Source organism: Paraburkholderia sp. BR10882 (assembly GCF_040948855.1).
Classification (GTDB): domain Bacteria; phylum Pseudomonadota; class Gammaproteobacteria; order Burkholderiales; family Burkholderiaceae; genus Paraburkholderia; species Paraburkholderia nodosa_A.
Genome location: NZ_JBFPKP010000001.1, coordinates 111,576 through 126,746, shown reverse-complemented (window position 1 = coordinate 126,746; position 15,171 = coordinate 111,576). Strand labels below are relative to the sequence as shown.

Sequence of the window (15,171 nt, the reverse complement as noted above, 5' to 3'; positions counted from 1 at the left end):
TCGTTGCGCTCGTCGCGCAATCCGCGCTCGCGCTTTTCAGCGCGCTTTCCATCGCATTCCACGCACCGCATGGCCGAACCGATCGATACCCGCACGCACACCGAGACGCGCGCGAGCGAAACCACCAACGGCGCCGCGCGCCGCGCGCTGCCCTTCTGGCACTATCTCGCCGCCGCCGCGCTGGGCGCGCTCAACACGCTGTCGTTCGCGCCCACGCCGCACGGCGGCTGGCTCGCCATTGCGATCTTTGCGCTGTTCTACTTCTGGCTCACGCGCACCACCGGCTGGAAGAGCGCGCTCTTCACGGGCTGGGCGTTCGGCTTCGGCAACTTCGTGAGCGGCGTGTGGTGGCTCTACGTGAGCATGCACTTCTACGGCGGCATGCCCGCGGTGCTCGCGGGCGCCGCGCTCGTGCTGTTCTCGCTTTACCTCGGTCTGTATCCGGCGCTCGCCTCGCTCGTCTGGTCGTTTTGCGCGGGGCATGCGAAGAACGGCCGCAGCGGCGAGTTGCCGTTCTCGCCCACCTGGCACGGCGCCTTTGCATTCGCGAGTGCGTGGGCGCTCGGCGAATGGGCGCGCGGCTATGTGTTCACCGGTTTTCCCTGGCTTTCGAGCGGCTACGCGCAAGTGGACGGTCCGCTTGCCGGTTTTGCGCCGATCGTGGGCGTGTTTGGCGTGGGCTGGGTGCTCGCGCTCGTCGCGGCGCTCATCGCTCAGGCGGTTTTGCGTGCGAGCGACGTAAAAGGCCAAGGCGGCACGTCGCCCCGGCGCGGCGCGGTGGCGACGCCGGCGCTGCTTGCACTCGCCGTGATCGCCGCCGGCCTGCTGCTCTCGCTCGTTTCGTGGACGCAACCCTCCGGCACGCCGCTCAACGTGCGGCTGCTGCAAGGCAACGTCAAGCAGGACATGAAGTTCTCCGAGCAGGGCACGATCGACGCCCTCAACGAATTCCAGAAGTTGATTACCGAAAAGGCCGCCGATCTCGTCGTCACGCCCGAAACCGCGGTGCCGGTGCTCGTGCAGGAAATTCCCCAGAAGTTCGGCCGCGATGTTCGCGCCTTCGCCGACGGCACCAACACGGCCATCCTGTTCGGCGCCGTGGGCGGCACGATCACGTCCGACGGGCGCGTGATCGACTACACCAACAGCCTCTTGGGCATCACGCCGGGACAGAACGGCCTCTATCGCTACGACAAACATCACCTCGTGCCCTTCGGCGAATTCGTGCCCTGGGGCTTCCGCTGGTTCGTCAATCTCATGAACATCCCGCTCGGCGACTTCGCGCGCGGGGCGCCCGTGCAGCCGCCCTTCCATGTGCACGGTGAGCTCGTGGCCGTGAACATCTGCTACGAGGACATCTTCGGCGAGGAGATCGCGCGCACCGTGCGCGAGAGCCCGACCTCGCCGGGCATCCTGATCAATTCGACGAACCTGGCGTGGTTCGGCGACACCATCGCGCTCGACCAGCACCTGCAGATCGCGCGCATGCGTTCGCTCGAAACCGGCCGCCCGATGCTGCGCGCGACCAACACGGGCGCCACCGCCGCCATCGACGCAAAAGGCCGCGTGATCGCACGCCTGCCGACGTTCACGGTCGGTTCGCTCGACGTGAAGGTTGAAGGCACGAGCGGCTTCACGCCTTACGTGACGAGCGGCAACAACACGGTGATCGCCATTTCGTTGCTGCTGCTGGCGCTCGGCTTTGCGTTCGGACCGGCTTTCAAGGACGCGAAGGAACGCAAGCCGACCAACGGAAAATAAGCCGCGCAAAGCACACGAAACCTCGCGCTGAAGACGCAACCACTCCGCTGCCGGCCGCCCGAACCCCGTCCAGGTCTCAAGGCTCCGGCAATCCGGTAAAATTCAACGTTTTAGCACCTGGCCGCCTCCCGGCCCGGGCCACGCAAGGGGAAGGGGCAAAGCGGAGCATCGCCGCCCCGCCGGCGCGCTCGCCTGGCTCCGGCCGCCGCATTCCGCCCCCGAAAGCCCGAAAGACACTGCAGGCACACATGCTCACGTTTCAGCAAATCATCCTGACGCTCCAGTCTTACTGGGACAAGCAGGGCTGCGCACTGCTCCAGCCGATCGACATGGAAGTCGGCGCCGGCACCTCGCACGTCCACACCTTCCTGCGCGCAATCGGCCCCGAGCCGTGGCGCGCGGCCTATGTGCAGCCCTCGCGCCGCCCGAAGGACGGCCGCTACGGCGAGAACCCGAACCGTCTGCAGCACTACTACCAGTACCAGGTGGTGCTCAAGCCCGCGCCGGAGAACATTCTCGACCTGTACCTCGGCTCGCTCGAGGCGCTCGGCTTCGACCTGAAGCAGAACGACGTGCGCTTCGTCGAAGACGACTGGGAGAATCCCACGCTCGGCGCCTGGGGCCTCGGCTGGGAAGTGTGGCTCAACGGCATGGAAGTCACGCAGTTCACCTACTTCCAGCAGGTGGGCGGCATCGACTGCAAGCCGGTGCTCGGCGAAATCACCTACGGTCTCGAGCGTCTCGCGATGTATCTGCAGAAGGTCGAGAACGTCTACGACCTCGTCTGGACCGAGTGGGAAGAGCCGGGCCCGAACGGCCCGGAAATGCGCCGCCTCACGTATGGCGACGTCTACCACCAGAACGAAGTCGAGCAATCGACCTACAACTTCGAGCACGCGAACGTCGACCTGCTGTTCACGTTCTTCAACGCGTACGAAAGCGAAGCGAAGCGCATGATCGATCTGCAGCTCGCGCTGCCCGCGTACGAACTCGTGCTCAAGGCCGGCCACACGTTCAACCTGCTCGACGCGCGCGGCGCGATCTCCGTGACGGAGCGCGCAGCCTACATCGGCCGCATTCGCGCGCTTTCGCGCAGCGTGGCGCAGTCGTACTACGAGTCGCGCGAGAAGCTCGGCTTCCCGATGCTCGGCAACCCCGTGCACGGCGTGCCAGGCCTGACCACCGACGAACAGGACGCCGCGATGCCCGCCTGGGCGCCGCCGCTGAAGGTCGAACGCAAGTTCGACGAGGCATGACCGGATCTCAAGAACAATGACGCAAGCTCATCACGCCACTCTCCTCGTCGAACTGCTGACCGAGGAACTGCCGCCGAAGGCCCTCGCGCGCCTGGGCGACGCGTTCGCCGAAGGCATCGCGCAGCGCCTCGCCGCGCGCGACCTGATCGAAGGCGATCTCTCGTTCGAACGTTACGCGACGCCGCGCCGCCTCGCCGTCACGATCAGGAACGTGCGCAGCGTCGCGCCCGAAAAGCAGGTGCGCGAAAAAGTGCTGCCCGTTTCGGTCGCGCTCGACGCCAACGGCCAGCCCACTGCGCCGCTCGCGAAGAAGCTCGCGGCGCTCGGCTTCCCCGATTTCCCCGTGAGCGACCTCGAACGCGCGAGCGACGGCAAGAACGAAGCGTTCTTCCTGCGCTACTCGGCGCCGGGCGCCATGCTCGCCGACGGGCTTCAGGCCGTGCTCGACGAAGCGCTCGGCAAGCTGCCGATCCCGAAGGTCATGACCTACCAGCGCCCGGACGGCAGCAACGTGCAGTTCGTGCGCCCGGTACATCGCCTCACGGTGCTGCACGGCGACCAGATCGTGCCGGTCACGGCATTCGGCGTCGACGCCGACGACACCACGCGCGGCCACCGCTTCCTCTGCGAAGGCCTGATCGCCATCCAGCACGCCGACGAGTACGCGCACACGCTCCAGCACAAGGGCTTCGTGATCGCGAGCTACGCCGACCGCCGCGAGTCGATCCGCGCGCAACTGATCGAACAGGCCGGCAGCGACAGGGTCGTCATGCCCGAGTCGCTGCTCGACGAAGTGAATTCGCTCGTCGAATGGCCGGTCGTGTACGCATGCAAGTTCGAGGACGAATTCCTGCAAGTGCCGCAGGAATGCCTGATCCTCACGATGCAGACGAACCAGAAGTACTTCGCGCTCACCGACGACCAGGGCCGGCTGCGCTCGCGCTTCCTGATCGTCTCGAACATCGCGACACAAGCGCCCGACGAGATCGTCGAGGGCAACGAGCGCGTGGTGCGCCCGCGTCTGGCCGACGCGAAGTTCTTCTTCGAGCAGGACAAGAAGAAGCCGCTGGCCGACCGTGTGCCGCTGCTCGCGAACGTGGTGTATCACAACAAGCTCGGCTCGCAGCTGCAACGCGTGGAGCGCCTCGAAGCGCTCGCCGGCCGGATCGCCCTGATGTGCAGCGCCGATATCGCGCTCGCGGAACGCGGCGCGCGCCTCGCGAAGGCCGACCTGCTGACCGACATGGTGGGCGAATTCCCCGAGCTGCAAGGCACCATGGGCACCTACTACGCGCGCCACGACGGCGAGCCCGAAGACGTGGCAATTGCGTGCTCCGAGCACTACCAGCCGCGCTTCTCCGGCGACGCCCTGCCCGCCACCACGACGGGCACGATCGTCGCGCTCGCGGACAAGCTGGAAACGCTCGTCGGCATCTGGGGCATCGGCCTCGCGCCCACGGGCGAAAAGGATCCGTTCGCGCTGCGCCGTCACGCGCTGGGCGTGCTGCGTATTCTCGTCGAGAAGCAGCTGCCGCTCGACCTCGTCGAGCTGCTGCGCGCTACCTCCGCGCAATTTGCCGGCATCGAGGCCGTGACGGAGTCGACCCAGGCCATCTACGAGTTCTGCATGGACCGCCTGCGCGGCATGCTGCGCGAACGCGGCTTCGCGGCCACCGAAGTGGACGCGGTACTCGCACTGAACCCCACGCGCTTCGACGACATCGTCTCGCGTCTGGACGCAGTGCGCGAATTCGCAGCGCTCGCGGAAGCAGCCTCGCTCGCGGCGGCCAACAAGCGCATCTCGAACATCCTCAAGAAGTCCGAGGGTGCGCAAGACGCCGGCGTGCAGATCGCCCTTTTCGTCGAATCCGCCGAGAAGGCGCTGTTCGCGCAGCTCGAACAGGTCGCGCCGCGCGTGGAAACGCAACTCGCCGCACGCGAGTACACGGGCGCGCTCACCGCGCTCGCGGCGCTGCGCGAAACCGTGGACACGTTCTTCAACGACGTGATGGTCAACGCCGAAGACCCGGCGCTGCGTGCGAACCGTCTCGCGCTGCTCAAGGCGCTGCATCGCCAGATGAACAGCGTCGCGGACATCTCGCGACTCGCTGCATAAGCGCAAAGAAGCGCAAAGAAGCGGAAACAAGCGGAAACAGGGGAACTGAGCGAAACGCCATGCCGACCAGCACCACCAGAAAACTCGTGATCCTCGACCGCGACGGCGTGATCAACGTCGACTCCGACGCGTTCATCAAGTCGCCGGACGAATGGGTCGCGATACCCGGCAGCCTCGAAGCGATCGCACGCCTGAACCAGGCGGGCTATCGCGTCGCGGTGGCGTCGAACCAGTCGGGCATCGGGCGCGGACTGTTCGACATGGCCGCGCTCAACGCCATGCACGCGAAGATGCACCGCCAGGCGGCAGCCGTGGGCGGCCGCATCGACGCCGTGTTCTTCTGCCCGCACACGGCGCAGGACCACTGCGAGTGCCGCAAGCCGCAACCGGGCCTGCTCAAGATGATTGCGGAACGCTTCGAGATCGATCCGGCCGGTACCCCGGTGGTTGGCGACTCGCTGCGCGATCTGCAGGCAGGCGCGGCGCTCGGCTTTCGCACGCACCTCGTGCGTTCGGGCAAGGGCGAGAAAACGCTCGCCGCCGGCGGCCTGCCCGAAGGCACGCTGATCCACGACGACCTGCGCGCTTTCGCGCTCGACTTTCTCGCGAACGCCCCTGCGTGAAGGCGCAGGCGGTTCACGCGAACATTAAACCGGCTCGACCGATGCGCTTTCTCCGCTCCCTGCTGCTGTTCATCTATTTCATCGTCTACACGATGCCGTACGCCACGGCGTGCTTTATCGCGTTCCCATTCTTGAACGCGACGCGGCGCTACTGGATGGCCGTGGGCTGGTGCCGCTCCACGCTGTTCGTTGCGCGCCACCTCTGTGGCATTCGCTACCGCATCGAGGGCATGGAGAACCTGCCCGACGGGCCGGCTGTGCTGCTTTCGAAGCACCAGTCCGCATGGGAGACGCTGGCGTTCCCCGCGCTCATGCCGCGGCCCATGTGCTACGTGTTCAAGCGCGAGCTGCTGTTCGTGCCGTTCTTCGGCTGGGCGCTGGGCATGCTGAAGATGGTTCACATCAACCGCAAGGAAGGCAAGAACGCATTCACCTCGGTGATCCGCCAGGGCAAGCAGCGCATGGCCGAAGGCGCTTGGGTGATCATGTTCCCCGAAGGCACGCGCATCCCGGTGGGCAAGACAGGCAAGTACAAGACCGGCGGCCCGCGCTTCGCCATCGAAACGGGCGCGCCCGTGGTGCCGATCGCGCACAACGCGGGCCACGTCTGGCCCCGAAACTCGTTCATCAAATATCCGGGTATAGTCACGGTGTCGATCGGCAAGCCGATCGAGACGACCGGACTCACGCCCGACGAAGTGAACACGCGCGTGCAAACGTGGATCGAAACGGAAATGCGGCGGATCGATCCTGAGGCTTATCGCGGAACGGATGGCGCAGCGGCGAAGGCGGCACGGATTTGAGGCACAGAGCGGGCTCGCTCACGCCGCGCGAAGCGTGGTGGCGCGGATGTGGGCGCTGCTCGCTGCACGGCTGGGCGCGCCGCGCAACACTGCGCCAGAAGCTCCGCGCAAACGCCCCGCGAACGGCACACGTCCACGCCGCGCACGCCCATCCGCACCAGGCCTGACGATGCAGAAGTCCCCCGCGCCGCGCCCACCCGCGGCACTCGACAACCGGCAACTCGACTTGCCGCTCTTTGCTGAACCGGCGCCTGTCGTGGCGCCCGATGCATCCTCTCCCTCCCTCACACCGCAGCGCGGGACTCCGCCCTCGCCTGAAAAGCCCGGCAAGGCGCCGCTTGCACCCGATGGCACGCGGCTGCGTTCTCTCGCGCTTGGCGCGCGTACGCTGCATTACCGGCTCAAGCGCTCGTCGCGCAAATCGATCGGGTTCGTGATCGACGGCACCGGGCTCAGCATCACGGCGCCCAGGTGGGTCGCGATCGCCGATATCGAGACCGCTATCGCCGAGAAGCAGCGGTGGATCTTCGCCAAGCTCGCCGAATGGCAGACGCGCACGGAGCAGCGCGCCTTGCCGCGCGTGGAATGGAGCGATGGGGCCGAGCTGCCTTATCTTGGCAAGCCGATTACGGTGAAGCTGGGGGCTTCCTTGCTCGCGTTCGATCAGGAGACGCGCGTGCTTGCGTTGCCGCTGCCGCCGCATGCCGACGCGCAGCAGATCAAGGACCGCGTGACGGGGTGGCTTCAGGGCGAAGCGACGCGGATTTTCGGCGAGCGGCTCGAGGTGTATGCCGAGAAGCTCGGCGTCTCGTTCCGGTCTTACGCGCTTTCTTCGGCAGCGACGCGATGGGGCAGCTGTTCAAGCGAAGGGAGAATTCGCCTGAACTGGCGGCTGATTCATTTTCCGCTCTCCGTCGTGGACTATGTGGTGGCGCATGAGCTCGCGCATTTGCGCGAGATGAATCATAGTCCAAGGTTCTGGCAGACGGTCGAGTCGATTTTTCCGGAGTTTCGCGAGGCGAGGAAGCAGCTTAAGCAGCATCCGCCGGAGATGGTGCCGGGGATGTGATATCCCCGTTGTAAGTTCGCGAATTGAAGTTGAATTTCAATTCATTCGCAGTTCGAAGCAATTCACCGAAGAAACAGGCTGGATTGCCAGCCTGTACTACCAACGCCCTTACTTCTTGCGCTGAATGAACTCGATCTTGTATCCGTCCGGATCGGTCACGAACGCGATCACCGTGCTCCCGTGCTTCATCGGGCCGGCTTCGCGCACCACCGTCCCGCCCTGTTCCTTGATCTTCGCGCAGGCGGCGTAGGCATCCTCCACCTCGACCGCCAGATGGCCGAAGCCCGTTCCAGGATCGTACGAAGCCGTATCCCAGTTGTGGGTCAACTCGATCACAGTGCCGTCGCGCTCGTCCGTGTACCCGACGAAGGCCAGCGTGAACTTGCCATCGGGGTAGTCTTCGCGGCGCAGCAGTTTCATGCCGAGCAGTTCGGTATAGAACTTGATCGAGCGATCGAGGTCGCCGACCCGGATCATCGTGTGCAGCAGGCGCATGGTGTACTCCGTTTTGCCGTCGTCAAAAAACGGACTGTACCAAAAACGGGCCAGCCCTGCCGGCGCCGGCAAGATACGCCGATTTGCTCTAGCATGGACGCCATCGCGAAATTGCCGCGGCAATTTCCCCAGCCAGGCGCAAGCACAGCGTGCGAGCAATGAACGTGAGAACCGAGGAGTAGACATGCGAATTCTGGTAGTCGGTGCGGGTGCGACGGGCGGCTATTTCGGCGGCAGGCTCGCCGCTGCGGGACGTGACGTGACGTTTCTGGTACGCGAGGCGCGCGCCTCGCAACTGCGCGAAGCGGGCCTCGTCATCCGCAGTCCGGCGGGCGATCTCACGCTGCGCGAGGTCAAGACCGTCACGCGCGAAGCGCTCGAATCACAAGGCGGCCAGCCGTTCGATCTCGTCCTGCTGAGCTGCAAGGCCTACGACCTCGACAATGCCATCGATTCGTTCGCCGCAGCCGTCGGTCCCAACACGTTGATCCTGCCGCTGCTCAACGGCATGCATCATCTCGAAGTCCTGCAGGCGCGCTTCGGTACGCAGGCGGTGCTGGGCGGTGTCTGCCTGATTGCGTCCACGCTCAACGACAAGCGCGAGATCGTCCATCTGAACGACGTGCAGGCCATCACGTTCGGCGAACTCGGCAGCGGCGTCTCGGCGCGCGTGCAAGCCGTGGCGGATCAGTTCGGCAATGCCGGCTTTCACGTGAAGGCGAGCGATCACATTCTTCAGGAGATGTGGGAGAAGTGGGTGTTCCTCGCGTCGCTCGCGGGCAGCACGTGCCTTTTCCGCGCGCCCATTGGCGTGATTCTCGCCACGCCCGACGGCGCCACGATCATCGAGCGACTCTTCGCCGAATGCCGCGCGATCGCAGCCGCACACGGCCATGCCGTGCGCGACAGCTTCCTCGAGCGCTCGCGCGCGATGCTGTTCGCCAAGGGATCGTCGCTCACCGCCTCGATGTTGCGCGACGTGCAGAACGGTTCGCGCATCGAGGCCGATCACGTGCTCGGCGACCTCATCCAGCGCGGCGGCGCGGCGCAGCACGCGTCGGCCGAGCTTTCGGTGCTGCGCGTCGTCTACAGCCAGCTCAAGGCCTACGAGGCGCAGCGCGCCGAGGCTGCCTGAGCGACGACGCTTGGTGCACCGGCAAGGCGGCGGCGCGCCACGCGCATATCACGCGCCGCCAGCTGCTTCCAGCGCCTGCGCGAGGCTCACATACTCCTCGACAGGCACTTCCTCGGCGCGGCGCGCCAGATCGAAGCCCAGCGCGTCGAAGTCGAGGCGCTCGCGGTAATCGCCGAGCGTATTGCGCAGCATCTTGCGGCGCTGCGAGAAGGCGGCCGTCACGAGTTCGCCGAGCACGGCGTCGTTGACCTTCGGCAGTTCGTGCGGCGCGTAGGGAATCATGCGCACGATCGCCGAATCCACCTTGGGCGGCGGCTGGAACGATTCGGGCGGCACGTCGATCAGCTTGTCGATCACATAGCGATACTGGAGCATCACCGTGAGACGGCCGAACGCCTTGCTGCCCGGCTCCGCCACCATGCGCTCGACGACTTCGTTCTGCAGCATGAAGTGCTGGTCGATCACGCGCTCGGCGAACGTGGTGAGGTGAAACAGCAGCGGGCTCGAAATGTTGTACGGCAGGTTGCCGACAATGCGCAGCGAGGGCTTCTCGCCCGGCGCCGCGAGCGAGCCGAAGTCGAACGCGAGCGCGTCGCCCGCGTGGAGTTCGAGCCGCGGGCCGAACTTCTTCGTGAGGCGCGCGATCAGGTCGCGGTCCAGCTCGACCGCGTGCAGCGGCGATTCGGGCGTGGCGAGCCGTTCGACGAGCGGCTCGGTGAGCGCGCCGAGACCCGGCCCGATTTCGACCATGCGCTCACCGCGCTGCGGGCGGATGACGTCGACGATCGAATCGATCACGCCCGTATCGACGAGGAAGTTCTGGCCGAAGCGCTTGCGCGCGAAGTGGCCCTGGTGCTGTCTGCTGCTGTTGGACATCTTCTCTGGAATCAATCAGATGGCGCGCCGGTGGCGCGCCATCGAAACGGCGGTGTCGAGGGCGGCGATCAGGCTGCCCGCGTCCGCGCGGCCAGTGCCGGCGAGGTCGAGTGCGGTGCCATGATCGACCGAGGTGCGCACGATCGGCAAGCCGAGCGTGACGTTGATGCCTTCGCCGAACGTCGCGTATTTCAGGACCGGCAGGCCCTGGTCGTGGAACATCGCCAGCACGCAGTCGGCGTCCTTGAGGTAGCGCGGCTGGAACAGCGTGTCGGCGGGGTACGGGCCGCGCGCGTCGATGCCTTGCGCGGCGGCGGCGGCCAGTGCCGGCGAAATCGTGTCGATTTCCTCGCGCCCCAGGTAGCCGTTCTCGCCCGCATGCGGGTTGAGGCCGGTCACGAGGATGCGCGGCAGGGGCACGCCGAAATGATGGCGCAGGTCATGGTCGATGATGCTCAGGGTTTCGACGAGCCCCTCGACCGTGAGCGCCGCCGACACGTCCTTGAGCGGCAAATGCGTCGTGGCGAGCGCCACGCGCAGCGGGCGAGCGCCGGTGCCCGCCAGCATCATGACCACGCGCGGCGTGTGCGTGCGTTCGGCGAGGTATTCGGTGTGGCCGGTGAAGGGCACGCCGGCGTCGTTGATCGTGCTCTTTTGCAGCGGCGCGGTGACGATGGCGTCGAATTCGCCTGCCAGTGCGCCGTCGATGGCACGGTCGAGCAGCGCCAGCACATAGCGACCGTTGGCGGCGTCGAGTTTGCCTGGCTTCGCGGGCGTAGCCAGCGCCACATGCTCGACCTGCACGGGCTGGTTCGCCAGCACGGCGGCCCAGTCGACGCTCGCGGCCTGCGCGCGCGCTTCGAGCAGCGCACTGTCGCCGAGCACGATGAACTGCGCGTCGGGCCAGTGTGCCGAGGCACCCGCCAGTGCGGCGGCGGTCAGCTCGGGGCCGACGCCGGCCGGCTCACCCGTGGTGATGGCAATGCGGATCGGCCCCGCCCTCCGCGGAGCCGGCGACGACGATGCGGAGGCGTTCATGGCTCGATCCCCTGGTGACGCTTAGTTGTGCGGCGGCGTCATGCCCGCGATCTTGTAATCGACGTAGGCACTGTCGCGCAGCTGACGCAGCCAGTCGGCGTAGGCCTGCTCCGCCTTGCGCTGGCCGATGGCCTGGCGCGCCAGTTCCATTTGCTGCGCGATCGAGCCTTCGGCGTCGCGGCGGCCCAGCACCTGGATCAGGTGGTAGCCGTACTCGGTGCGTACCGGCTCGCTCAGCTGGCCGTCCTGCAGCGTATTCATGGCGCGCTCGAATTCAGGCACGGTTTCACCCGGGCTGATCCAGCCGAGGTCGCCGCCCTGCGAAGCCGAGCCGTCTTGCGAGTAAGTGCGCGCGAACTTGGCGAAGTCGCCGCCCGCTGCGATTTCCTGGCGGATTTCGAGCAGCTTCTGGCGCGCCTGGGGCTCGGACATGCCGTCGCCCACGCGCAGCAGGATGTGGCGCACGTGCGTTTGCACGAGCTTGGGCGCGTCGGCGGCCGTGCCCTGGCCCTGGCGGCGCTCGACGAGGCGCACGATCTCGAAGCCGTCGTTGGTGCGGATCACCGAGGGGTTCACCTCGCCCGGACGCAGCGTGGCAGCGGCGGTCACGAATTCGGGCGGCAGCTTCGACTGCGGCAGGAAGCCCATGTCGCCGCCCTTGCCCGCGTCGCTCGCCTGCGAGTTCGACTTCGCGAGGCTCTCGAACTTGCTACCCGACTGGGCTTCCTTGAGCAGCGCATTGGCCTTCGCCTGCGCCGCTTCGATGTCGGTTTCCGAAGCGTTCAGCGGCGCCTTGATGAAGATGTGCTGGAAATGCAGGTCGTTCGACTGGCCCGCGTTCGGTCCGCGCTGGCTCGCGATGTAGTTCGCGACTTCGGCGTCCGTCACCGTGACCTTGCTGTCCACTTCCTTCTCGCGCAGCTTCGAGAGCGTGAGTTCGGTGCGCGCGTCGCGTTGGAACGTGGTCCAGGGCACCCCAGCCGCCTCGATGCGCGCGCGATAGGTCGCGAGATCCATGCCGTTGGCCTGGGCGAGGCGCTCCAGCGTGCGTTGCACGGCGGCGTCGTCTACGGTGATGCCGTCTTCCTTGGCCTTCTGCAGCTGAATGCGCTCGAGCACCATCTGGTTGAGTACCTGCGCGCGCAACTGCTCATCGGGCGGAACCGGCGCGTTTTGCTGCTGCAGCCGGTGAGCGATCATTTCGGCGCGGCTGTCGAGCTCGCGCTGCGTGATCACGCCGTCATTGACGACTGCGGCGATCGTATCGACCGTCTGGCCGTTGCCGGCCGGGAGACCTTGAGCTTGCGCCGGCGCGGCCGGCAACACGCCTGCAACGGCGAAGAGACTCGCAGCGTACGCTGCCAGGCGAAGCTTTTTCATGATTCCCACAGATACTCCAATGTTGGCGGGCACGCTTCGCCCGTCTCTATGCAACCGACACCGCGTTGCCCCGAGGCGCAAGCAATGCACTCCGGATCACGCGTTATTGATAATCAGTGAAGCGCGAGTCCGGCGGCGACTGAGCCGGCAGCTGCGTGTACCCCGGCACTGCCGTGCGGAACGCCGCCACCAGCCCGTTGTCGACGTTCGACAGTCCCTTGAGCGTAAGCTGCGCGAGAAACCGCGTTGACGAATTCGGCGTGCCCGACGTATTGAGCCCGTTCGCGTAACGCTGCAGGCCGACCCCGAGCACCCAGCAGTCGGCGTCGTACTGCATGCCGACCAGGCCGTCGACGATCCGATGGCCGTTCAGATCGTAGTTGAAGCGGCCCACGGCGTACACCCGGTGCGAGAACGGCCATTGAGCCGAGATCAGGACCTGATTGATCGGCTGGAAGTCGAGCGTCGTGTTCGCGCGCGTGTAGCGGTAAGCCACGTTCAGCACGCGGCTCGTTCCCGGGCTGTACCCGAAACCGATGCTCGCCTTGGTGAGCTGGTTGCTGTCGGCATTATATTGGAACGCCGTTTCCGAAGCGAAACCGGCCCCGATTTTCAGTGCAGCGCCCGCAATCAGGTCCGAATGCGTCGCCTGACTCGTGCTTTCGCCCGAGTTGAGCGTGACGCGCTGATCCTGGAAGTAGTACTGCTGCGCGATCACGAAGCGCGCGCGTTCGTCGCCCGAAGCCGGGTCGATGAAGCGCGTGGTGAGCGCGGCAGTCAGGCGGTTCGCATCGGCAATGCGGTCGTTGCCGACGAAGGTATTCGGCGTGAAGATTTCCGCGAGGCCGAAGTCCGACTCGGCGGTATCGAACAGGGGCGCGAACTGCTGGTTGCGATATGGCGTGTACACGTAGTACAGGCGCGGTTCCAGCGTCTGGATGTAGTCCTGACCGAACAGATGGACCGAGCGGTCGAACACGAGGCCCGTGTCGAAGCTGAAGGTCGGGATCGATTCGGTGAAACTCTTCGGCGTGCCCACAGGCGAGCCGAAGGTCGTGCCCGCCGGGCCGATGTTGCTCAGGTTGTACGACGCGAAGTGCCACTGAACCTTCGGCGTGACGAAGTAACCCGGCCCCATCAAGGAGTACGACACGTACGGATTGAAGACGACGCGGTCGCCTTCGGTCGCATTGTCTTCCGTGATGCGGAAGCGCGAGTAGTCGGCTTCCATGCCGTAGTCGAAGCCGCCGACGTTGTACTTCGCGTACTTCACGTTCAACTGCGGCTCGCGGCCATACGGCGGCGTCGACGACTCGACCGTCTGCCAGTGCTGGTAGCGGCCCAGCACGGACCACGGCCCGTTGTTGTACGTGAGGCCGGCTTCCTGCTGGTACAGCGTCTGCGTGCCGTTCAGGAACTGGTTGGCCGGCGACGACAGGTCCGACGGATAGGTGTTGTCCGAGACCTTGTTGTAGTAGACGTAACCGCCGAAGCCGTTGCCGAAGTTCTGGTTGTGCTGGATGAACAGCGCGTAGCGGTTCGTCTTCGTGATCGCGTCGTCCGGCAGGAACGTTCCGGTGATCGAACCCGAGTAATTCGTCGAGAGATACCGGTAGTTGCCCTGCAGGAACACGCCCCGCTTCGAGATGATCTCGGGCGTGAACGTGAAGTCGCGGTTCGGCGCGATGTTGAAGTAATACGGCAGCGAGATTTCGTAGCCGTTCGTCGAGCTGACCGAGAACGTCGGCGGCAACAGGCCGCTGCGGCGGTCGCCCGAAAGCGGGAACGACAGCCACGGGCTCGCGAAGATCGGCACGTCCTGGAAGAACAGCACGGCGTTGTGCGCGACACCTTCGTCGCTGCCGGTGTCGAAATCGAACTCGCTGCCCTTGATGTACCACGCCGGATTGGTCGAGCAGTGGCACGCGGTGTAGGTGCCGGTCGTGAGCACCGAGCGCTCGCTGTCCAGCAGGTCGGCGCGCGCGGCGCTGCCCGAGCCGCCCGTGAGCGTGAAATGGTACTTCGGCGCGGGCATGAAGCCCTCGTTCGCCTCGACCTTCAAATGCGCCTCGGGCCCCGAGAACGTCGTGCCGTTCTGCACGACCGTGACATTGCCGTAGGCATTGGCCATGTCGGTGTCCTGGTCGTAATGCAGGGCGTCGCCCTTCACCACGTTCGAACCCTGACGCAACTCCCCCGCCCCTTTCACGGCGAGGTCGGTATCCACCGTGCCGGTCGTCGAATCGCCGAGCACGAACGTTGCCGGGTGCTGGCCCGACGCATTGGGGTGGTCCTCGAGTTGCGGCGCGAGCCGCAGGCTCCACGGGCCGTCGAGCTGCTCGGGCTGCGCGGCCGCGCCCGAGAGCTGGGCGTGCGCGAGCGCGGGCACCAGACCCGGTACGGCCAGGAGTGCCGCGATGAGCCGCCGCTTGCCCGGCACGCCGTCGTCACTAGGGGAGATCGTCTGGAAAAACTGTCTGGGCGGCATGTATGGTTTTGGCGAATCGGCCCGGGCCGCCTGCCCTCTCCATGATGGTGGCCCGCCTGGGCACCCGCCTCCCGATGAACCGGATCGAGGCCGGGCTGCAAACAAATAATTACAATTCATCGCCCCCCTGG

Annotated in this window: 12 protein-coding genes; 7 read left to right on the top strand and 5 right to left on the bottom strand. The window is 65.9% G+C overall.

Going from position 1 to position 15,171, the window contains the following annotated elements; genetic code table 11:
- The first annotated feature begins 69 nt into the window (after positions 1–69).
- The 6 genes from lnt (at position 70) to AB3X99_RS00520 (ending at position 7,628) form a co-directional block, all read left to right on the top strand.
- Positions 70–1,761, top strand: coding sequence for an apolipoprotein N-acyltransferase (gene lnt / locus AB3X99_RS00545; protein ID WP_368615891.1), 1,692 nt, complete (start codon positions 70–72; stop codon positions 1,759–1,761).
- Positions 1,762–2,009: 248 nt separating this feature from the next.
- Positions 2,010–3,017: a glycine--tRNA ligase subunit alpha gene (glyQ, locus tag AB3X99_RS00540; RefSeq protein WP_083245137.1), complete on the top strand. Its 1,008-nt coding sequence runs from the start codon at positions 2,010–2,012 to the stop codon at positions 3,015–3,017.
- Between the two features lie 16 nt (positions 3,018–3,033).
- Positions 3,034–5,133, top strand: coding sequence for a glycine--tRNA ligase subunit beta (glyS, locus tag AB3X99_RS00535; RefSeq protein WP_368615890.1), 2,100 nt, complete (start codon positions 3,034–3,036; stop codon positions 5,131–5,133).
- Positions 5,134–5,192: 59 nt separating this feature from the next.
- Positions 5,193–5,756, top strand: a complete 564-nt coding sequence (gene gmhB / locus AB3X99_RS00530; protein ID WP_368615889.1) for a D-glycero-beta-D-manno-heptose 1,7-bisphosphate 7-phosphatase — start codon at positions 5,193–5,195, stop codon at positions 5,754–5,756.
- Between the two features lie 41 nt (positions 5,757–5,797).
- Positions 5,798–6,559, top strand: coding sequence for a 1-acyl-sn-glycerol-3-phosphate acyltransferase (locus tag AB3X99_RS00525; RefSeq protein ID WP_069262889.1), 762 nt, complete (start codon positions 5,798–5,800; stop codon positions 6,557–6,559).
- 169 nt (positions 6,560–6,728) lie between these two features.
- Positions 6,729–7,628, top strand: a complete 900-nt coding sequence (locus AB3X99_RS00520) for a M48 family metallopeptidase (protein ID WP_368615888.1) — start codon at positions 6,729–6,731, stop codon at positions 7,626–7,628.
- Positions 7,629–7,736: 108 nt separating this feature from the next.
- Here AB3X99_RS00520 and gloA read toward each other — a convergent pair whose 3' ends face one another.
- Positions 7,737–8,123, bottom strand: a complete 387-nt coding sequence (gene gloA, locus AB3X99_RS00515) for a lactoylglutathione lyase (RefSeq protein ID WP_342948422.1) — start codon at positions 8,121–8,123, stop codon at positions 7,737–7,739.
- 184 nt (positions 8,124–8,307) lie between these two features.
- On the opposite strand from gloA, the gene panE reads away from it, so the two are divergent.
- On the top strand, positions 8,308–9,258 hold the full coding sequence (gene panE / locus AB3X99_RS00510; RefSeq protein WP_368615887.1) for a 2-dehydropantoate 2-reductase: 951 nt from the start codon (positions 8,308–8,310) through the stop codon (positions 9,256–9,258).
- Between the two features lie 48 nt (positions 9,259–9,306).
- On the opposite strand, the gene rsmA is transcribed toward panE, so the two are convergent.
- The 4 genes from rsmA to AB3X99_RS00490 all read right to left on the bottom strand — a co-directional run bounded on the left by rsmA (position 9,307) and on the right by AB3X99_RS00490 (position 15,040).
- Complete coding sequence (gene rsmA, locus AB3X99_RS00505) at positions 9,307–10,134, bottom strand: 16S rRNA (adenine(1518)-N(6)/adenine(1519)-N(6))-dimethyltransferase RsmA (protein ID WP_368615886.1); 828 nt, start codon at positions 10,132–10,134, stop codon at positions 9,307–9,309.
- A gap of 15 nt (positions 10,135–10,149) precedes the next feature.
- A complete protein-coding gene (gene pdxA, locus AB3X99_RS00500; protein WP_342948420.1) occupies positions 10,150–11,172 on the bottom strand; it encodes a 4-hydroxythreonine-4-phosphate dehydrogenase PdxA in 1,023 nt (340 codons plus the stop codon).
- A gap of 21 nt (positions 11,173–11,193) precedes the next feature.
- Positions 11,194–12,561, bottom strand: coding sequence for a peptidylprolyl isomerase (locus tag AB3X99_RS00495; RefSeq protein ID WP_176732847.1), 1,368 nt, complete (start codon positions 12,559–12,561; stop codon positions 11,194–11,196).
- 94 nt (positions 12,562–12,655) lie between these two features.
- Positions 12,656–15,040: an LPS-assembly protein LptD gene (locus AB3X99_RS00490; RefSeq protein ID WP_368615885.1), complete on the bottom strand. Its 2,385-nt coding sequence runs from the start codon at positions 15,038–15,040 to the stop codon at positions 12,656–12,658.
- Positions 15,041–15,171: the final 131 nt, after the last annotated feature.

Coding starts and splice junctions, on each gene's coding strand:
- lnt (WP_368615891.1), top strand. CDS start 70: ATGGCCGAACCGATCGATACCCGCACGCACACCGAGACGCGCGCGAGC.
- glyQ (WP_083245137.1), top strand. CDS start 2,010: ATGCTCACGTTTCAGCAAATCATCCTGACGCTCCAGTCTTACTGGGAC.
- glyS (WP_368615890.1), top strand. CDS start 3,034: ATGACGCAAGCTCATCACGCCACTCTCCTCGTCGAACTGCTGACCGAG.
- gmhB (WP_368615889.1), top strand. CDS start 5,193: ATGCCGACCAGCACCACCAGAAAACTCGTGATCCTCGACCGCGACGGC.
- AB3X99_RS00525 (WP_069262889.1), top strand. CDS start 5,798: ATGCGCTTTCTCCGCTCCCTGCTGCTGTTCATCTATTTCATCGTCTAC.
- AB3X99_RS00520 (WP_368615888.1), top strand. CDS start 6,729: ATGCAGAAGTCCCCCGCGCCGCGCCCACCCGCGGCACTCGACAACCGG.
- gloA (WP_342948422.1), bottom strand. CDS start 8,123: ATGCGCCTGCTGCACACGATGATCCGGGTCGGCGACCTCGATCGCTCG.
- panE (WP_368615887.1), top strand. CDS start 8,308: ATGCGAATTCTGGTAGTCGGTGCGGGTGCGACGGGCGGCTATTTCGGC.
- rsmA (WP_368615886.1), bottom strand. CDS start 10,134: ATGTCCAACAGCAGCAGACAGCACCAGGGCCACTTCGCGCGCAAGCGC.
- pdxA (WP_342948420.1), bottom strand. CDS start 11,172: ATGAACGCCTCCGCATCGTCGTCGCCGGCTCCGCGGAGGGCGGGGCCG.
- AB3X99_RS00490 (WP_368615885.1), bottom strand. CDS start 15,040: ATGCCGCCCAGACAGTTTTTCCAGACGATCTCCCCTAGTGACGACGGC.